The following is a 15,049-nucleotide window of genomic DNA, read 5'->3' as shown; positions in this document are numbered from 1 at the left end:
CGGGGCGCTCAGGACTCGATCGTCTGCGAGGTCGACACGGTCGGGCCGTCGGCGACCAATGCACCGTCGCCTCCGTCGTCGCCCTCGCGCCGGTTGCGGATGATGCTCGAGAAGAGCGCCGCGAGGATCAGCACCACGCCGACGAGACCCGTGACCAGCTCGGGAACCGGTGTGTGGATCGAGAACAACAGGATGCCGGCCAGCGCGCCGATGGCCCAGTGCGCGCCGTGCTCGAGGTACACGTACTCCGAGAGCGTGCCCTTCTCCACGAGGTACACGGTGAGCGAGCGGACGAACATCGCGCCGATGAAGCCGAGGCCCAGGGCGATGATGATCGGGTCCGCCGTGATGGCGAAGGCGCCGATCACGCCGTCGAAGGAGAACGACGCGTCGAGCACCTCGAGGTACAGGAACAGGAAGAAGCCGGCCTTACCGGTGGCCTTCGCCAGCTCCGACGGGCCGGACCGGGCGATCTCCGCCTCCTCCTCGAGCTCCTCCACGTGGAAGAACTCGCCGAGGCCGTTCACCACGATGTAGGTGACGAGGCCGAGCAGGCCCGCGATGAACACCGTCTTCGACTCGTCGACGGTGTGCGCCGCCCAGACGCCGGTGGCCAGCAGCGCGACCAGGGCCACGATGATCGAGAACCGATCGAGCTGGCCGATGCGCTGCAGCGGCTTCTCGATCCAGCTGAGCCAGGTGATCTCACGCTCGGGATCGAAGATGAAGTCCAGGAACAGCATGAGCAGGAACATGCCGCCGAACGCCGCGATCTGCGGGTGCGCGGCCTCGATCAGCGTCTGGTAGCTGGCGCTGCCGTCCGGGAAGTAGTGGGCACCGTCGGCCGGCGGGTTGAGCGCCAGATCGAGGGCCTGCACCGGGTTCAGGCCGGCCGTGATCCACACGATGGCCAGCGGGAACACCAGCCGCATGCCGAAGACCGCGATCAGGATGCCCACCGTGAGGAACATGCGCACCCAGAACTGGCTCATGCGCTGCAGTACGGTCGCGTTGATGACGGCGTTGTCGAACGAGAGGCTGACCTCGAGGATGCCGAGGATCAGCGTGAGGATCAGGGCCTCGGGGCCGCCGTAGAAGAACGCGGCCACGAGGGCGGCGATCGTGACGAAGAAGGAGAGTCCGAAGATGCGGAACACATCGGCCTTTCGACTGAAGGGGTGCGGAGCGCGAGGACCCGGCGTGCGGGGGTCCGCTCGCCGGGTCTACGCGCTGTGGCTCGAGAGGTGCAGTACTAGACGTTGACGCCGTAGTCGCGAGCGATACCCGCGAGGCCCGAGGCGTAGCCCTGGCCGACGGCCCGGAACTTCCACTCCGCGCCGTTGCGGTACAGCTCGCCGAAGACCATGGCCGTCTCGGTGGAGGCGTCCTCGGACAGGTCGTAGCGGGCGATCTCCTGGCCGTTGGCCTGGTTCACCACGCGGATGAAGGCGTTGCGGACCTGGCCGAAGGACTGGCCGCGGTTGTCGGCGTCGTAGATCGAGACCGGGAAGACGACGCCCTCGACGTTCGGCGGGATAGCGGCGAGGTTCACCTTGATGACCTCGTCGTCGCCGTCGCCCTCACCCGTGAGGTTGTCGCCGAGGTGCTCGATCGAGCCGTCCGGCGTCCGCAGGTTGTTGAAGAAGACGAAGTTCTCGGGCGAGGCGACCTTCTTGTTGGCGTCGATGCCGATGGCGCTGGCGTCGAGGTCGAAGTCGGTGCCGGTGGTGGTGCGCAGGTCCCAGCCGAGACCGACGGACACCGCGGTGAGGCCGGGGGCCTCCTTGGTGAGCGAGACGTTGCCGCCCTTGACGAGACTGACACCCATACCTGGTTCCTCCTGGTAGCACGACGACGCCGACCGCCCCCGCGTGTGATTCGAACTATACCGACGTTTCGGATACCGGATCCGGACGAAGTTCGCGAAAGGTCAGATGTTCACGCCGAAGTCGCGCGCGATTCCCGCGAGGCCCGAGGCGTAGCCCTGGCCGATGGCGCGGAACTTCCACTCGGTGCCGTGCCGGTACAGCTCGCCGAAGACCATGGCGGTCTCGGTGGAGGCGTCCTCGGACAGGTCGTAGCGGGCGATCTCCTGGCCGTTGGCCTGGTTCACGACGCGGATGTAGGCGTTGCGGACCTGGCCGAAGGACTGGCCGCGATTGTCGGCCTCGTGGATCGAGACGGGGAAGACCACGGCGTCGATCTGCGGCGGCACGCCGGCGAGGTTGACGTTGATGACCTCGTCGTCGCCGTCGCCCTCGCCGGTCAGGTTGTCGCCGGTGTGCTCGATCGAGCCGTCGGGCGAGCGGAGGTTGTTGTAGAAGACGAAGTGCTGATCGTCGAGCACTCGCTTGGCGGTGTCCACGGCGAGCGCGCTGGCGTCCAGGTCGAAGTCGACGCCGGTCGTGCTGCGGGCGTCCCAGCCGAGACCGACGGCGACCGCCGTCAGGCCGGGGGCCTCCTTCGTGAGCGAGACGTTTCCACCCTTGCTGAGGCTGACTCCCATGTGATTCCTCCCGAGAAATGGGCGACGGCGCGCCGCCGCCCGCTGACGTGGTCGCGCAATTCACAGTACGCGATCTCGGGCGCGCGGCGCCGGGTTCGGCGGGCCCGCCCCGATGGTGAACGACGTGTCACTCGGGTTTCGCGACGTTCCGCGCCGATTCGCCGGATTCTTGCAACAATCGACAGCGTGACGTCACTCGCGCGCGGTCAGAACGCGGCCTTGTCCCAGACCTCCCTCACGGTCTCCATCACCGGCGTGGCACCGGGATCGGTCGACCTGTTCGCCCTCCAGGTGACCGACGACGGCCGGGTCCGCAGCGACGCCGACCTGGTCTTCTTCAACAGCCCCACCTCGCCCGAGGGCGCCGTGCGGCTCACCGGGACCGACGCCCTCGCTCTCGACCTCACCGCGGTGCCGGCGGCGATCGGCACCGTCCGGCTGGCCGTCGCGCTCGACGACAAGGTCCCCGGCTCCCTCGCCTCGATCCCCGGGCTCAGCGCCAGGATCGGCGCCGACGACTGCCCCGCCACCGGCCTGACCACCGAGCGGGCCGCGGTGCTCGCCGAGGTGTACCGGCGCAACGGGGCGTGGAAGGTGCGCAACGTCAGCGCCGGCTGGGACCGCGGCCTGGTCGCCCTGCTCACCGAGCACGGCGTCACCGTCGACGGTCCGCCGCCCGCCGCCGCGCCGCCCGCGCCCTCGGCACCGTCGTACCCGCCCGCGCAGCCCGCGTACCAGCCGCCGCCGGCTCAGCCGACCTACCAGCAGCCGCCCGCGTACCAGCCTCCGCCCGCGCAGCAGCCGCCCGCCTATCAGCAGCCGCCGGCACCGTCGTATCCGCCGGCCCAGCCCACCTACCAGCAGCCCCCGGCGCCCGCCGCGCCGCGGGTGAACCTCTCCAAGATCACGTTGACCAAGTCGGCGCCCACGGTCTCGCTGGCGAAGTCCTCGGAGCGGCCGACCGGCACCATGCGCGTCAACCTGAACTGGACGCAGGGCAAGAAGGGCCTGTTCGGCGGAGGCAACGCGGTCGACCTGGACCTGGCCTGCTTCTACGAGCTCCGCAACGGCGACCGCGGCGGCGTGCAGGCCCTGGGCAACGCCTTCGGCAGCATCGACCGGCCGCCGTTCATCCGGCTCGACGCCGACGACCGCTCCGGCCGCTCGCAGGGCGGCGAGAACCTGCACATCAACCTGGCCCACCTCGACGATTTCGTGCGGATCCTGATCTTCGCCTACATCTACGAGGGCACGCCGAACTGGGCGTCCGCGAACGGCGTCGTCACGCTGTTCCCGCCCGGCGGGCCCGAGGTGGAGGTGCGCCTCGACAACCCGGACCGGCGCGCCATCTCGTGCGCCATCGCGCAGCTGCACGTGGTGAAGGGCGAGCTCACGGTGACCCGGGAGGTGCAGTACATCCACGGCTCGCAGCGCGCCGTCGCCGAGGCCTACAACTGGGGACTGAACTTCACACCCGGGAGGAAGTGACGCCGCCTACAGTGGCGGCGTACGAGGAGGGGGAGGGGAGCCCATGCAGCTGAGATCGAAGACGAAACGCGTCGTCGAGGCGCATCTGAACAACAGCTCGATCCGCGCCGTGAGCGGGTCGATGATCGCCTACGAGGGCCAGGTCAGCTTCAAGTCCGCCGGCTTCGGCGGGGGCGACGGCGTGGTGGCGGGGCTCAAGCGCCGCGCGACCGGCGAGGGCCTGTCGCTGATGGAGTGCACCGGCACCGGGGTGGTGTACCTGGCGCAGGACGCGGCCACGGTCACCGTCGTGGACCTCAACGGCGAGAAGCTGCAGGTCGAGTCGGAGCAACTGCTCGCGCTCACCCCGCAGCTCTCGACCAACGTGACCTTCGCCGGCGTGCGCGGCGGGGCGTCGGGGCAGGGCCTGTTCACCACGACGGCGACGGGGCACGGGCAGGTCGCGCTGCTTTCGCTCGGCGGGCCGCTGATCCACCTCGAGGTCTCGCCGCAGTACCCGCTGGTCGTGGACCCCGACGCGTTCGTCTGCGCGCGGGGGCAGCTCTCGCAGTCCTTCGTGACCGACGTGTCGTGGCGGTCCGTGATGGGCCAGGGCGGCGGCGAGGCCTTCTCCCTGCGCTGGGACGGCTCCGGCGTGGTCTCGATCCAGCCGGCGGAGAGGTAGGCGCGGTGTTCACCAAGGTCAACGGCAAGGTCGTCTCGATCGACCTCACGCGCTCCGGGCCCGTCATCGCGCGGCGCGGCGCGATGCTCTTCTACACCGGGAACGTCTTCTTCCAACCGCATCAGATCCCGGGCATGGGCGGGGGCATGGGCGGCGCGCTCGGCGGCATCGCCGGGATGGCCGGCCGGATGATGCAGGGCGAGCACGAGGCGACCATGGTCGCGCAGGGCAACGGCACCGTGCACTACGGCTTCCGCGGCCTCGAGGTCGAGGTGGTGGAGATGCCGCAGGGCGGCGACCTCCGCGTCGAGGCCTCCCGGCTACTCGCCTACACCCAGGGGCTGCAGGCCTCGATCGTCTCCACCGCCGCGTCGGGTGGGGGCGGCGGAGGAGGCATCATGGGCGCGCTGCGGTCCGCGGCGAGCGGCGTCGCGACGGGGCAGGGCATGTTCACCACGCAGCTGAGCGGCGTCGGCGCGGCCGTCGTCCTCGGGCACGGCGGCTTCATCACGCTGGAGGTCGCGCCGAACCGTCCGGTCACCGTCGACCCGCAGGCCTTCGCCGCGGCGCTCGGCCCGGTCCAGACCAACCTGCGCTCCACCGTGAGCCTGCGGAACATGGGCCGCACCGGCGGCGAGGCCTTCCAGCTCGACTGCACCGGCCAGGGTGTGGTCTACGTCCAAGCATCGGAGCACCGGCTGTGAGCGAACTCGACACGGTGTGGAACCCGCACACCCTCCCGGCCGGCGGCGACAACGTTCCCGGGAACCAGTACTCGTACTGCATCGACCTGATCAAGCCCTGGTTCCTGTCCAAGGGCGCGATGATCGCCCACTACGGGCAGATGACCTTCACCTCGCTGCAGCACGGGTTGCAGGGGCAGCTGCTGCAGATGGTGGCGCAGCAGTTCTCGGCCCCGCTGTACCTCGGCGACTACGTCGTGGCCGAGGGGCACGGCAAGCTGATCATCGGCGACCGCGGCAACGACATCAACGCCTACGACCTCGAGGACAACGGCAACCTGACGATCCGCGCCGCGAACCTGCTGGCGTTCGAGCCGAACCTCTCACTGCAGCAGTCGATCGTGCCGGGCTTCGTGACGCTGATCGGCACCGGCCGGTTCCTCGCCTCGTCGAACGGGCAGGTCATGTTCGTGGAGCCGCCCGTGCGGGTGGACCCCGAGGCGCTCGTCGGCTGGGCCGACTGCCCCTCGCCGAGCCACCACTACGACCAGGCGTGGGTGACGAGCTTCGTCGCCGCGGCGGGGCGGGCCTTCGGCGTGAGCTCGGGAGAGGAGCGGCAGTTCGACTTCACCGGCTCGGGCACGGTGCTCGTGCAGTCCAGCGAGAAGGTCCTCGACGACCGGCACGTGGTCCGCAACATCACCGGGCAGCTCCCCGGCCTCTCGGCCGGCGGCCTGCGCGAGATCAACGCGTCCGTCCAGCAGCAGTTGGGGCAGCAGCAATAACCACGGGCGGCGGTCAGAAGCCGCCGAAGTCGCCNCCGCCGAAGTCGCCGAAGCCGCCACCGTCGAAGCCACCGCCGTCGGAGCCGAAGTCCCCGCCCCCGTCGGCGCCGGCACCGTCGACCCCCGGATCGGCGAGGACGGCAGGGCCGACCCCGGCCATGCCCGCGAACATCGAGCTGAACAGCAGATAGCTACCCACGCCCCAGGCGCCGGCGACGAGCGCGGGCTTCCACCAGGGCTCGCTGTACCAGCCCGCGGGCACCGGCCGGCCGGCGACGACGCCGCCGGGGTAGTAGTTCGGGGTGCGGTCCGAGGGCGACGGCGACGCGGTGAGTGCGCGCCCGTCGACGTCGACCGTCCGGTCCTCGGTGACGGAGCCGGCGGTGCGCTGGCCGTCGAGCTCGGGGATGGGCGGGCCGGGGTCCATGTCCATCGCGACCCGGGCGGCCCGTGCGTAATAGAGGCCCTCGAGCGCGGTCTGCTTGGCGAGCCGGGCCTGCGCGGGCGTGTTCGCGCCCCCGACCTGCGCGCCGGCCGCGGTGTACCGCTCGCCCGCGTCGGCGAGGGCCTGCCGGGCCGCGTCGTTGGAGCCGACGAGATTGTTCACCTGGCCGGCGAGCCGGTCGATGGCGGCGCGGGCGTCGGCCTGCGCGTCGGAGAGCGCCGTGGTGCGGTTCCGATTACCGCGGATCACGAGCACCACGATCAGCGCGACGACGGCGACGGCGATGAGGATCAGCACGGGGTCCATGACCCGACGGTACCGAGATCGACCGCCGCGAGGCTGACGAGAAGCTGAGCGATTCGGACTTTTCGCCCAGGGCGAAGCCCGGCGGCCCGGCGCGCGACGAGGGCCCGCCACCCCACGGGTGACGGGCCCTACGACGGTGGCCGGACGCGCCGGCCGGGCGGGGACTAGTCCGCGCCGATGATGAACTCCTCGAGCTGCTTGCGCGCGACGTCGTCGGCGATCTGCTCGGGCGGGGACTTCATCAGGTACGCCGAGGCGGGGATCACGGGGCCGCCGATGCCGCGGTCCTTGGCGATCTTCGCGGCGCGCACGGCGTCGATGATGATGCCGGCCGAGTTGGGCGAGTCCCAGACCTCGAGCTTGTACTCCAGGTTCAGCGGCACGTCGCCGAAGGCGCGGCCCTCGAGGCGCACGTACGCCCACTTGCGGTCGTCGAGCCACTCGACGTAGTCCGACGGGCCGATGTGCACGTTCTTGTCGTGCACCTTGCCGGCCAGCGGGCCGTTGAGGTTGCTCGTGACTGCCTGCGTCTTGGAGACCTTCTTCGACTCGAGCCGGTCGCGCTCGAGCATGTTCTTGAAGTCCATGTTGCCGCCGACGTTGAGCTGGTACGTGCGGTCCAGCGTGACGCCGCGGTCCTCGAACAGCTTCGCCATCACGCGGTGGGTGATGGTGGCGCCGACCTGGCTCTTGATGTCGTCGCCGACGATCGGGACGCCCGCGTCGCGGAACTTCGCGGCCCACTCCGGGTCGGAGGCGATGAACACGGGCAGCGCGTTGACGAAGGCCACGCCCGCGTCGATGGCGCACTGCGCGTAGAACTTGTCGGCCTCCTCGGAGCCCACGGGCAGGTAGGAGACGAGGACGTCGACCTTGTTGTCCTTGAGCGCCTGCACCACGTCGACACCCTCGCCCGGCGCCTCCTCGATGGTCAGGCGGTAGTACTTGCCCAGGCCGTCGAGGGTGTGGCCGCGCTGCACGGTGACGCCGGTGGGCGGCACGTCGGCGATCTTGATGGTGTTGTTCTCGGACGCGTTGATCGCGTCGGAGAGGTCGAAGCCGACCTTCTTGCCGTCCACGTCGAACGCGGCGACGAACTCGACGTCGCGCACGTGGTACGGGCCGAACTTCACGTGCATGAGGCCCGGCACGACGGCGTCGTCGGCCACGTCCTTGTAGTAGTGCACGCCCTGCACGAGCGACGAGGCGCAGTTGCCCACGCCGACGATCGCGACGCGCACCTTGGTGGAGTTGTCAGTCACCGTTGTTCCCTTCAGTCGGTGTCGGTCTTCGCGGCGGAGCGGGATTCGGCGGCGATCAACTCGTTGAGCCACCGCACCTCGCGCTCCGTCGTTTCCAGTCCCAGCTCGTGCAACTGCCGCGTGTACGTCTCGCTGGTCCCGCCGGCCGCAAGGGCCCGGCGGAGTTCCTCGCGCCGCTCCTCGACCTGCCGGCGGCGACCCTCGAGGATGCGCAGCCGGGCCTGGGCGGGAGTGGCGGTGAAGAAGGCGAGATGCACGCCGAACCCGTCGTCCGTGTAGTTCTGCGGACCGGTATCGGCGACGAGGGCGGAGAACCGCTCCTTGCCGGCCGGGGTCAGACCGTAGACACGGCGCGCGCGGCGCTTCGACGGGCCCGGTCCGTCCTCCTCGGCGATGTATCCGGCGTCCTGCGCGCGGCGCAGGGCGGGGTACAGCGAACCGTAGGAGAACGCGCGGAACGGGCCCAGCAGTTCCGTCAGCCGCTTGCGGATCTCGTAGCCGTGCATGGGGGAGTCGTGCAGGAGTCCTAGAACTGCGAGTTCGAGCACTGCTGCCTCCTTCCGTGCGCGGCATCGAGCGGCTGACGCGAGTGGATCTATCTCATCAATCGATCGGCAGTTGTATCGCGCCGATATATAGGACGATACCCCAGGGGTGAACCGGCGATGAACGCGAGGCGCCGCGGGGCGACCGCCGGGGCGCCCGACCGGGGCGGACGGCTCTGGGCGGTATGCCCTTGTCGCGGCGTCGCCGGGCCCGGCCACGTACATTGGATCCGTGCGGACGCAGAGGCAAACGGTGGACTACGCGCTGCAGCGGAGATCGCTGCTCGCGTCGGTCAACGCCGGGCGCACCGCCGTCAAGGCGGTGTGCGACGCCGATCCGTACCTCCTGCGAGCGGCCAAGTTCCACGGCCGGCCGTCCGAGGTGCTCTGCCCGATCTGCCGCAAGGAGCAGCTGACCCTGGTGTCCTGGGTGTTCGGTGAATCCCTCGGCGACGCCTCGGGCTCGGCCCGGACGGACGCCGAGCTCAGCGAGATGGAATCCACACGGGTGGAGTTCTCCGTGCATGTCGTGGAAGTGTGCAGGTCGTGCAACTGGAATCATCTGGTGCAGTCGTACGTGGCGGGCCTCCCGCCGCGACCGCGGCGCAAGCGCCGCGCGGCCCCCGGCTGAACGAGCGGCGGCCCGACCGGCACGGAACGTACGAGACGACGATGAGACGAGCGGAGAACCAGCGGTGACGAACCCGGGTGGCAAGGACGAGCGGAACGGGGCGGCCGGAGGGCCGTCGCGGCCCGGAGGCCCCACCCCGCCGGTTCCGCCGCGCCCTGCGACGCCGCAGGCCGCGCCCACGACGCAGTTCCCGGTGGTCCCGCCGAGCGGCGCGAGCCCCTCCACGCCCACTCCGCCGCCCGCGCCCGGCGCCGGCCGCGCACCGTCGAGCCCGGCACCGACTGGTCCGGGCGAGCCGCGCACCGCCTACCAGCCGCTCTCCGGCCGGCCCGTCGACAGTGCCGAGCTCGCGGCCGAGGCCGACCGCGGCGCACCGTCGCGCCCGGACGCCCCGGCCGAGCAGCCCGTCGTGATCCGCAAGGCGGCCCCCGCCGCGCCCGCCGCCGGTGGTGACGGCCCGGGTGGCGATGGGCCGGGTGGTGACGGCCCCGGTGGTGATGGACCGGGCGGCGGCGGAGACGGCCCCGACGAGCCGGACGACGGCGACCATGACGACCCCGACAAGAAGGGACTGCGAGCGCTCGTGAGCGGTTCACTGTTCCGACGCGTCGTGACCGGCGGCGTGGCCGCGGTCGCGCTGATCCTGGTGGTCGCGCTGCTGGCCTTCCTCGTCGGCTACTGGCGCACCGACGTGCCGCAGCCGGGCGAGATCCAGACCAACCAGGTCGCGACCATCGTCATGAAGGACGGCAACACGCCCATCGCGCGCGTGGTGCCGCCCGAGGGCAACCGCGAGATCCTGCCCGCGCAGGACATCCCCGACGTCATGAAGAACGCGATCATGGCCGCCGAGGACCGGGAGTTCGCCACGAACCCCGGCTTCTCCCTCAAGGGCTTCGCCCGCGCCGTGTGGAAGCGCATCCCGGGTGTCGCCGGCGACGGAGAGGACGCCGGCGGCGGCTCCACGATCACGCAGCAATACGTGAAGAACGCGCTGGTCGGCGACGAATCGTCGCTGACGCGCAAGTGGAAAGAGCTCATCATCTCCACCAAGATGTCCAACTCCTGGTCCAAGGACGACATCATGGCGGCGTACCTGAACACCATCTACTTCGGCCGCGGTGCGTACGGCCTCCAGGCGGCGTCGAAGGCGTACTTCAACGTCAACGCGAAGGACCTCAAGGTGGAGCAGGCCGCGCTGCTCGCCGGCCTGGTCCGCGGACCGTCGCTGTACGAGCCCACGACCCACCTGGCCGACGCCACGGGCCGGTGGAACTACGTGCTCGACGGCATGGTCGACATGAAGACGCTCGACCCCGCGCAGCGCGCCAAGCTGGTGTTCCCGAAGACCATCGCGCCGGGGCGCGGCGCCGGCGACGACCTGTCGGCGGGCCCCAACGGCCTGATCAAGACGCAGGTGCTGCGCGAGCTCAAGGACGCCGGCATCGACGAGTCGACGCTCAGCACGCAGGGCCTGAAGATCACCACGACGATCGACGCGCAGGCGCAGGCCGCCGCGGTGAAGGCCGCGGCGAACATGACCGAGAACCAGCCGAAGGACCTGCGCACGGCGATCGTCTCCGTCGACCCGAAGACGGGCGGCGTCCTCGCCTACTACGGCGGCAGCGACGGCAACGGCTACGACCGCGTCCAGGCCGGGCTGCAGACGGGCTCGTCGTTCAAGGTCTTCGCGCTGGTCGCGGGCCTGGAGCAGGGCATCGGCCTCTCCCGGGTCTACTCCTCCTCGCCGTTCAAGGCCCAGGGCGTCACCGTCAACAACTCCGACGGCGAGTCCTGCGGCAGCTGCAACCTGGCGACCGCGATGAAGATGTCGCTGAACACGGTCTACTACCGCCTCATGATGGACCTGAACAACCAGGCCCAGGACGTCGCCGACGCGGCACACAAGGCGGGCGTCGCCGAGAGCTTCGGCGATATCAAGAAGACGCTGCAGCAGGCCGATGGCAGCGGCGTCGAGGGCGGCGTCGTCCTCGGCCAGTACCAGAGCCGCCCCATCGACATGGCGTCCGCGTACGCGACCTTCGCCGCCGAGGGGATCTACCGCGCGCCGCACCTGATCTCCAAGGTGACCACCGCCGACGGTCGCACGCTGCTGGACCGGCAGAACGATCCGGGCGAGCGCCGCTTCAGCAAGGACGTCGCCAACAACGTGACCGCCGCGCTGCAGCCCATCGCCTCGTACTCCAACGGCAACGGGCTGGCGGGCGGCCGCGCCTCGGCCGCCAAGACCGGCACCGCGCAGTACCAGGACACGGGCCAGAACAAGGACGCGTGGATGGTGGGCTACACCCCGTCGATCTCCACCGCGGTGTGGGTCGGCAACGACAAGGGCGGCCCGATCACCAACGGCTGGGGCGGGCCGATCTACGGCTCCGGGGTCCCGTCGACCGTCTGGAAGCAGACGATGGACGGCGCGCTCGCGGACACCGACTACGAGTCCTTCCCCACCCCCGGCATGATCGGCGGCCAGGCGGGCGTCCCGGTGGAGACCCGGGTGCGACCTTCGTCGACGGGATCGGCGTCCGCGTCGGCGTCGGCGGGCGAGAGCGGGTCGGCGACCCGCACGGTGCCGGGCCTGCCCGGCGTCCCGCTGCCGACCTTCCCGTGGGATCCGACGACGCAGCCCGGCGGCGGCAACCCGACCAACCCCGGTGGGCAGACCACGCGGCCCCGCCCGGGCGCCGGGAACGGCAACGGGACGGTCCCCGGCAACGGCGGCCGCACGGTGGCACCGCGGGTGACGAACCCGGTGCCGTGACGGAACCCCGCACGACGGCTCCCGAGGTGGACGACGAGGATCGTCTCCACGTGAGCCCCGGCCCGTTCGACCCGGCCACGGTCATCGAGCCGGACCGGGACGTCCCCAGCCACACGGATGCGGTCGCGCGGGACTTCTCGACGGTGCTCGGCGGCCCGGTGGGCGCACACGCGCTCGTCGGCTTCCAGCGCTTCTTCACGCCGCTGCGCCTGATCCTGCTGGTGGCGGTGCTGTTCCTCGCCCTGGGCTGGACCACCAAGGCCGGGTGCCTGCAGCAGAAGTCCGACGGTGGGCAGCTGGTACTGGACTGGTCGGGCAACCGGCCGTACGCCGCGATGTGCTACTCGGACACCGTGCCGCTGTACGGCGCGGAGCGCCTCAACGAGGGGCTCATGCCCTACGTCACCCAGTTCTTCGACACCGACCCCACGGGCGCCCGCCAGGAGCGGTACATGGAGTATCCGGTGCTCACCGGCATGTACCAGTACGCGTCCATGAAGGTCGCGAAGGTGTGGGTGACCCTGCACGAGAAGTGGGGCGTGCCCGCGGCGATCGAGGTGGTGCTGTTCTTCACCGTCGCGGCCGTCGGGCTGGCGCTGTTCTGGCTGATCGCGGTGTGGGCGACCACCCGGTTAGCCGGCGGCGCGGCCTCGCCGTCGCGGCCCGCCGCGCGACGTCCGTGGGACGCGATGCTCATGGCCGCGTCGCCGCTGGTCATCGTGCACGCGTTCACCAACTTCGACGCGATCGCCGTGGCCGCCATGGCCGTCGGCATGCTGCTGTGGTCGCGCGAGAAGCACGCCTGGGCCGGCCTGGTCCTGGGGCTGGGCACCGCGGCGAAGCTCTACCCCGCCTTCCTCCTGATCGTGCTGTTCTTCCTGTGCCTGCGCGCGGGCCGGATGCGCCCGTGGTTCACGGCGACCGCGGTGGCGCTGGCGACGTGGATCGCGGTGAACCTGCCGATCCTCGTGGCCGCCCCGCGCGGCTGGTGGGAGTTCTTCCACCGCAACTCGATCCGCGCCGTGGACATGGACTCCATCTACGCCGTCATCAGCTCCTTCACGGGCGGCTGGGTGTTCGGCGGCCAGGGCCCGCGCGGCGGCGCCTCGTCGCTGGCGAACGGGATCACGCTGGTGCTGTTCCTCGCCGTGATCGCCGGCGTCGGCTACCTCGCCCTGAAGGCGCCGCGACGGCCGCGCGTCGCGCAGCTCGCCTTCCTCCTGGTGGCCGGCTTCCTCCTGGTGAACAAGGTGTGGAGCCCCCAGTACTCGCTGTGGCTCGTGCCGCTGGCGGTGCTCGCGATCCCGCACACCCGGATCCTGCTCGCCTGGATGACCATCGACGCCCTCGTCTGGGTGCCGCGGATGATGTACTTCCTCGGCATGCAGAACAGGGGCCTGCCGGAGCAGGCCTTCACGGCCACCGTGCTGCTGCGCGACCTCGCCGTGATCGGCCTGTGCGCGCTGGTGATCCGGCAGATCTACCGGCCCGACGAGGACCTGGTCCGGTCGACGTTCCCGGGCCCGTACTCGCCCCCGCTCGACGACCCGGCGGGCGGAGTGCTCGACGGTGCGCCGGACTCCTCCCCGCTGCGCAGCCGCAGCGCGCAGCGCGGCAGGTACCAGATGAAGACGACGAGCAGGGCGGCCCGGCCCCAGACGCCGATCCAGACGCCCCACTGAACCCACCAGGTGATGGGCAGGTGGGCCGCGTGCTCGGAGAAGTAGTTCCACACCGTGAGCTCGAGGCTCAGGTCGAACAGCAGGTACGCCGCGATGAGCCGCCAGTCGACCTTGAGCAGGATGAAGAAGGGCAGCAGCCACAGCACGTACTGCGGCGAGTGCACCTTGTGGAACAGCATGAACGCGGCCAGGATCGCGCCGCTCACGCCGAGCCACGGGTACACGCCGGTGCTCCGGTAGCGCAGCCAGCCGTACACCAGCAGCGCCGCGATCGAGATCACGATGAGCAGCGGTGAGACGGAGGAGACGAAGGCGTCGTAGTCCTTCGGGTCGTCGAACGCCTTGAGCACGCCCCAGTACCAGATCGAGTTGGTCGACAGGTCGGCCGTGCGCAGCTCCTGGAACTTCAGCGACGCCCGCCAGCCCTCGAAGCCGAAGACCATGAAGGGCACGTTGATCGCGACGGCCACCACCACGGCCGTCGCCGCCGTGGCCGCGGCGCCCACCCAGTCGAGCAGGCGCCAGTCGACGCGGGCGCGCCGCCCGGGGCCGTCGGGCAGGGCGACGGTGCCCGACCTGCCGTGGGTCAGCACGTACAGCACCAGCGGCGCGACGAACAGGCCCGGATAGATCTTGAGGTCGAAGCCCACGGCGAGCACCGCGGCCGTGGCGATCGCGGGGATCCGGATCGACCCGCCGGTCCTGTCGGCCCAGGCCATGATGCCGAAACCGACGGTCGCCGCGGCGACCACCGGCAGCTCCATGTTGTGGAAGGCGTACAGCGCGAGCGGCGGCGCCACGGCCCACAGCGCGGCGGTGCGGCCCGAGATCTTCGCGAGCACCCAGCCGGTCAGCATGCCGAAGGGCGCGAGCAGGAGCGCCATGTGCAGGAGGAACTCGGCGTCGTTGTGCGCGCCGATCGCGCCGACCCAGAACAGCAGGCCGCTGAGCACCGGGTATTCGATCGCGCCGCCCTGCAGCTTCCCGTCGCCGTCGATCCAGCCGGTGAGGTACGGGAAGACGTGGTTGTTGACCTCGCGGCCCGTCCACAGGAACTGGATGTCGGAGTAGCAGATCCGGCCGGGCGTCGAGGCGAAGCCCTCGGAGCGGCCGAACTCGTCGAACGGCGCGCCGGTGCACTGCGCCTTGATCTGGTAGCCGATGACGAGCGCGAGGACGGTGAGACCGAGCACGGTCCACGCCACCCGATCTGGGCGGAAACTGGGCCGGGACATGCGCCCCACCCTATCCGTGTGCGCGGACGGCCCAGGCC

Annotated in this window: 13 protein-coding genes and 1 pseudogene; 7 read left to right on the top strand and 7 right to left on the bottom strand. The window is 70.6% G+C overall.

Annotated features, from left to right (window positions below; all coding sequences use genetic code 11):
• Window positions 1–8 precede the first annotated feature (8 nt).
• The 3 genes from ACM9LD_RS15495 to ACM9LD_RS15485 all read right to left on the bottom strand — a co-directional run bounded on the left by ACM9LD_RS15495 (window position 9) and on the right by ACM9LD_RS15485 (window position 2,506).
• A complete protein-coding gene (locus ACM9LD_RS15495; protein WP_415677496.1) occupies window positions 9–1,157 on the bottom strand; it encodes a DUF475 domain-containing protein in 1,149 nt (382 codons plus the stop codon).
• Window positions 1,158–1,252: 95 nt separating this feature from the next.
• A complete protein-coding gene (locus tag ACM9LD_RS15490) occupies window positions 1,253–1,828 on the bottom strand; it encodes a TerD family protein (protein WP_415677495.1) in 576 nt (191 codons plus the stop codon).
• A gap of 102 nt (window positions 1,829–1,930) precedes the next feature.
• Window positions 1,931–2,506 carry a TerD family protein gene (locus ACM9LD_RS15485; RefSeq protein WP_068526211.1) on the bottom strand — a complete coding sequence of 192 codons (576 nt, stop codon included), beginning with the start codon at window positions 2,504–2,506 and terminating at the stop codon, window positions 1,931–1,933.
• A 186-nt stretch (window positions 2,507–2,692) separates the two neighbouring features.
• On the opposite strand from ACM9LD_RS15485, the gene ACM9LD_RS15480 reads away from it, so the two are divergent.
• The 4 genes from ACM9LD_RS15480 to ACM9LD_RS15465 are packed head-to-tail and all read left to right on the top strand — an operon-like array spanning window position 2,693 to window position 6,126.
• Entirely contained in the window at window positions 2,693–3,994 is a 1,302-nt protein-coding gene (locus ACM9LD_RS15480) for a TerD family protein (protein ID WP_415677494.1), read from the top strand.
• A gap of 43 nt (window positions 3,995–4,037) precedes the next feature.
• Window positions 4,038–4,658, top strand: a complete 621-nt coding sequence (locus ACM9LD_RS15475; protein ID WP_415677493.1) for an AIM24 family protein — start codon at window positions 4,038–4,040, stop codon at window positions 4,656–4,658.
• A gap of 5 nt (window positions 4,659–4,663) precedes the next feature.
• Window positions 4,664–5,362 (top strand): AIM24 family protein, encoded by a 699-nt coding sequence (locus tag ACM9LD_RS15470; protein ID WP_415677492.1) that lies wholly within the window; start codon window positions 4,664–4,666, stop codon window positions 5,360–5,362.
• Window positions 5,359–6,126 carry an AIM24 family protein gene (locus ACM9LD_RS15465; protein WP_224652116.1) on the top strand — a complete coding sequence of 256 codons (768 nt, stop codon included), beginning with the start codon at window positions 5,359–5,361 and terminating at the stop codon, window positions 6,124–6,126. Before ACM9LD_RS15470 ends, ACM9LD_RS15465 begins: the two co-directional genes overlap by 4 nt.
• A 35-nt stretch (window positions 6,127–6,161) precedes the next feature.
• Here ACM9LD_RS15465 and ACM9LD_RS15460 read toward each other — a convergent pair.
• The 3 genes from ACM9LD_RS15460 to ACM9LD_RS15450 form a co-directional block, all read right to left on the bottom strand.
• A partial coding sequence (locus ACM9LD_RS15460) for a DUF1542 domain-containing protein (RefSeq protein WP_415677491.1) occupies window positions 6,162–6,877 on the bottom strand: 716 nt, incomplete at its 3' end.
• 164 nt (window positions 6,878–7,041) lie between these two features.
• Complete coding sequence (locus tag ACM9LD_RS15455) at window positions 7,042–8,139, bottom strand: inositol-3-phosphate synthase (RefSeq protein ID WP_415677490.1); 1,098 nt, start codon at window positions 8,137–8,139, stop codon at window positions 7,042–7,044.
• 11 nt (window positions 8,140–8,150) lie between these two features.
• The gene (locus ACM9LD_RS15450) at window positions 8,151–8,687 is read right to left on the bottom strand and encodes a PadR family transcriptional regulator (protein ID WP_415677489.1); all 537 of its coding nucleotides are present in this window, start codon (window positions 8,685–8,687) and stop codon (window positions 8,151–8,153) included.
• A 229-nt stretch (window positions 8,688–8,916) separates the two neighbouring features.
• Here ACM9LD_RS15450 and ACM9LD_RS15445 point away from each other — a divergent pair, with 229 nt between their 5' ends.
• From ACM9LD_RS15445 to ACM9LD_RS15435, 3 genes are all read left to right on the top strand, one after another.
• The gene (locus tag ACM9LD_RS15445; RefSeq protein WP_068526203.1) at window positions 8,917–9,315 is read left to right on the top strand and encodes a DUF5318 family protein; all 399 of its coding nucleotides are present in this window, start codon (window positions 8,917–8,919) and stop codon (window positions 9,313–9,315) included.
• A 64-nt stretch (window positions 9,316–9,379) separates the two neighbouring features.
• A complete protein-coding gene (locus ACM9LD_RS15440) occupies window positions 9,380–12,094 on the top strand; it encodes a transglycosylase domain-containing protein (RefSeq protein WP_415677488.1) in 2,715 nt (904 codons plus the stop codon).
• Window positions 12,091–13,776, top strand: coding sequence for a glycosyltransferase family 87 protein (locus ACM9LD_RS15435; protein WP_415677487.1), 1,686 nt, complete (start codon window positions 12,091–12,093; stop codon window positions 13,774–13,776). Before ACM9LD_RS15440 ends, ACM9LD_RS15435 begins: the two co-directional genes overlap by 4 nt.
• Here ACM9LD_RS15435 and ACM9LD_RS15430 read toward each other — a convergent pair.
• A pseudogene (locus ACM9LD_RS15430) lies at window positions 13,668–15,011 on the bottom strand (hypothetical protein); the annotation flags it as partial. The gene ACM9LD_RS15435 and the pseudogene ACM9LD_RS15430 sit on opposite strands and share 109 nt — an antisense overlap.
• Between the last annotated feature and the right edge of the window lie 38 nt (window positions 15,012–15,049).

This window comes from Tsukamurella hominis (assembly GCF_965137015.1).
GTDB lineage: Bacteria > Actinomycetota > Actinomycetes > Mycobacteriales > Mycobacteriaceae > Tsukamurella > Tsukamurella hominis.
The sequence above is the reverse complement of the archived record's forward strand: the minus strand, read 5'-3'. Positions and strand labels throughout refer to the sequence as shown.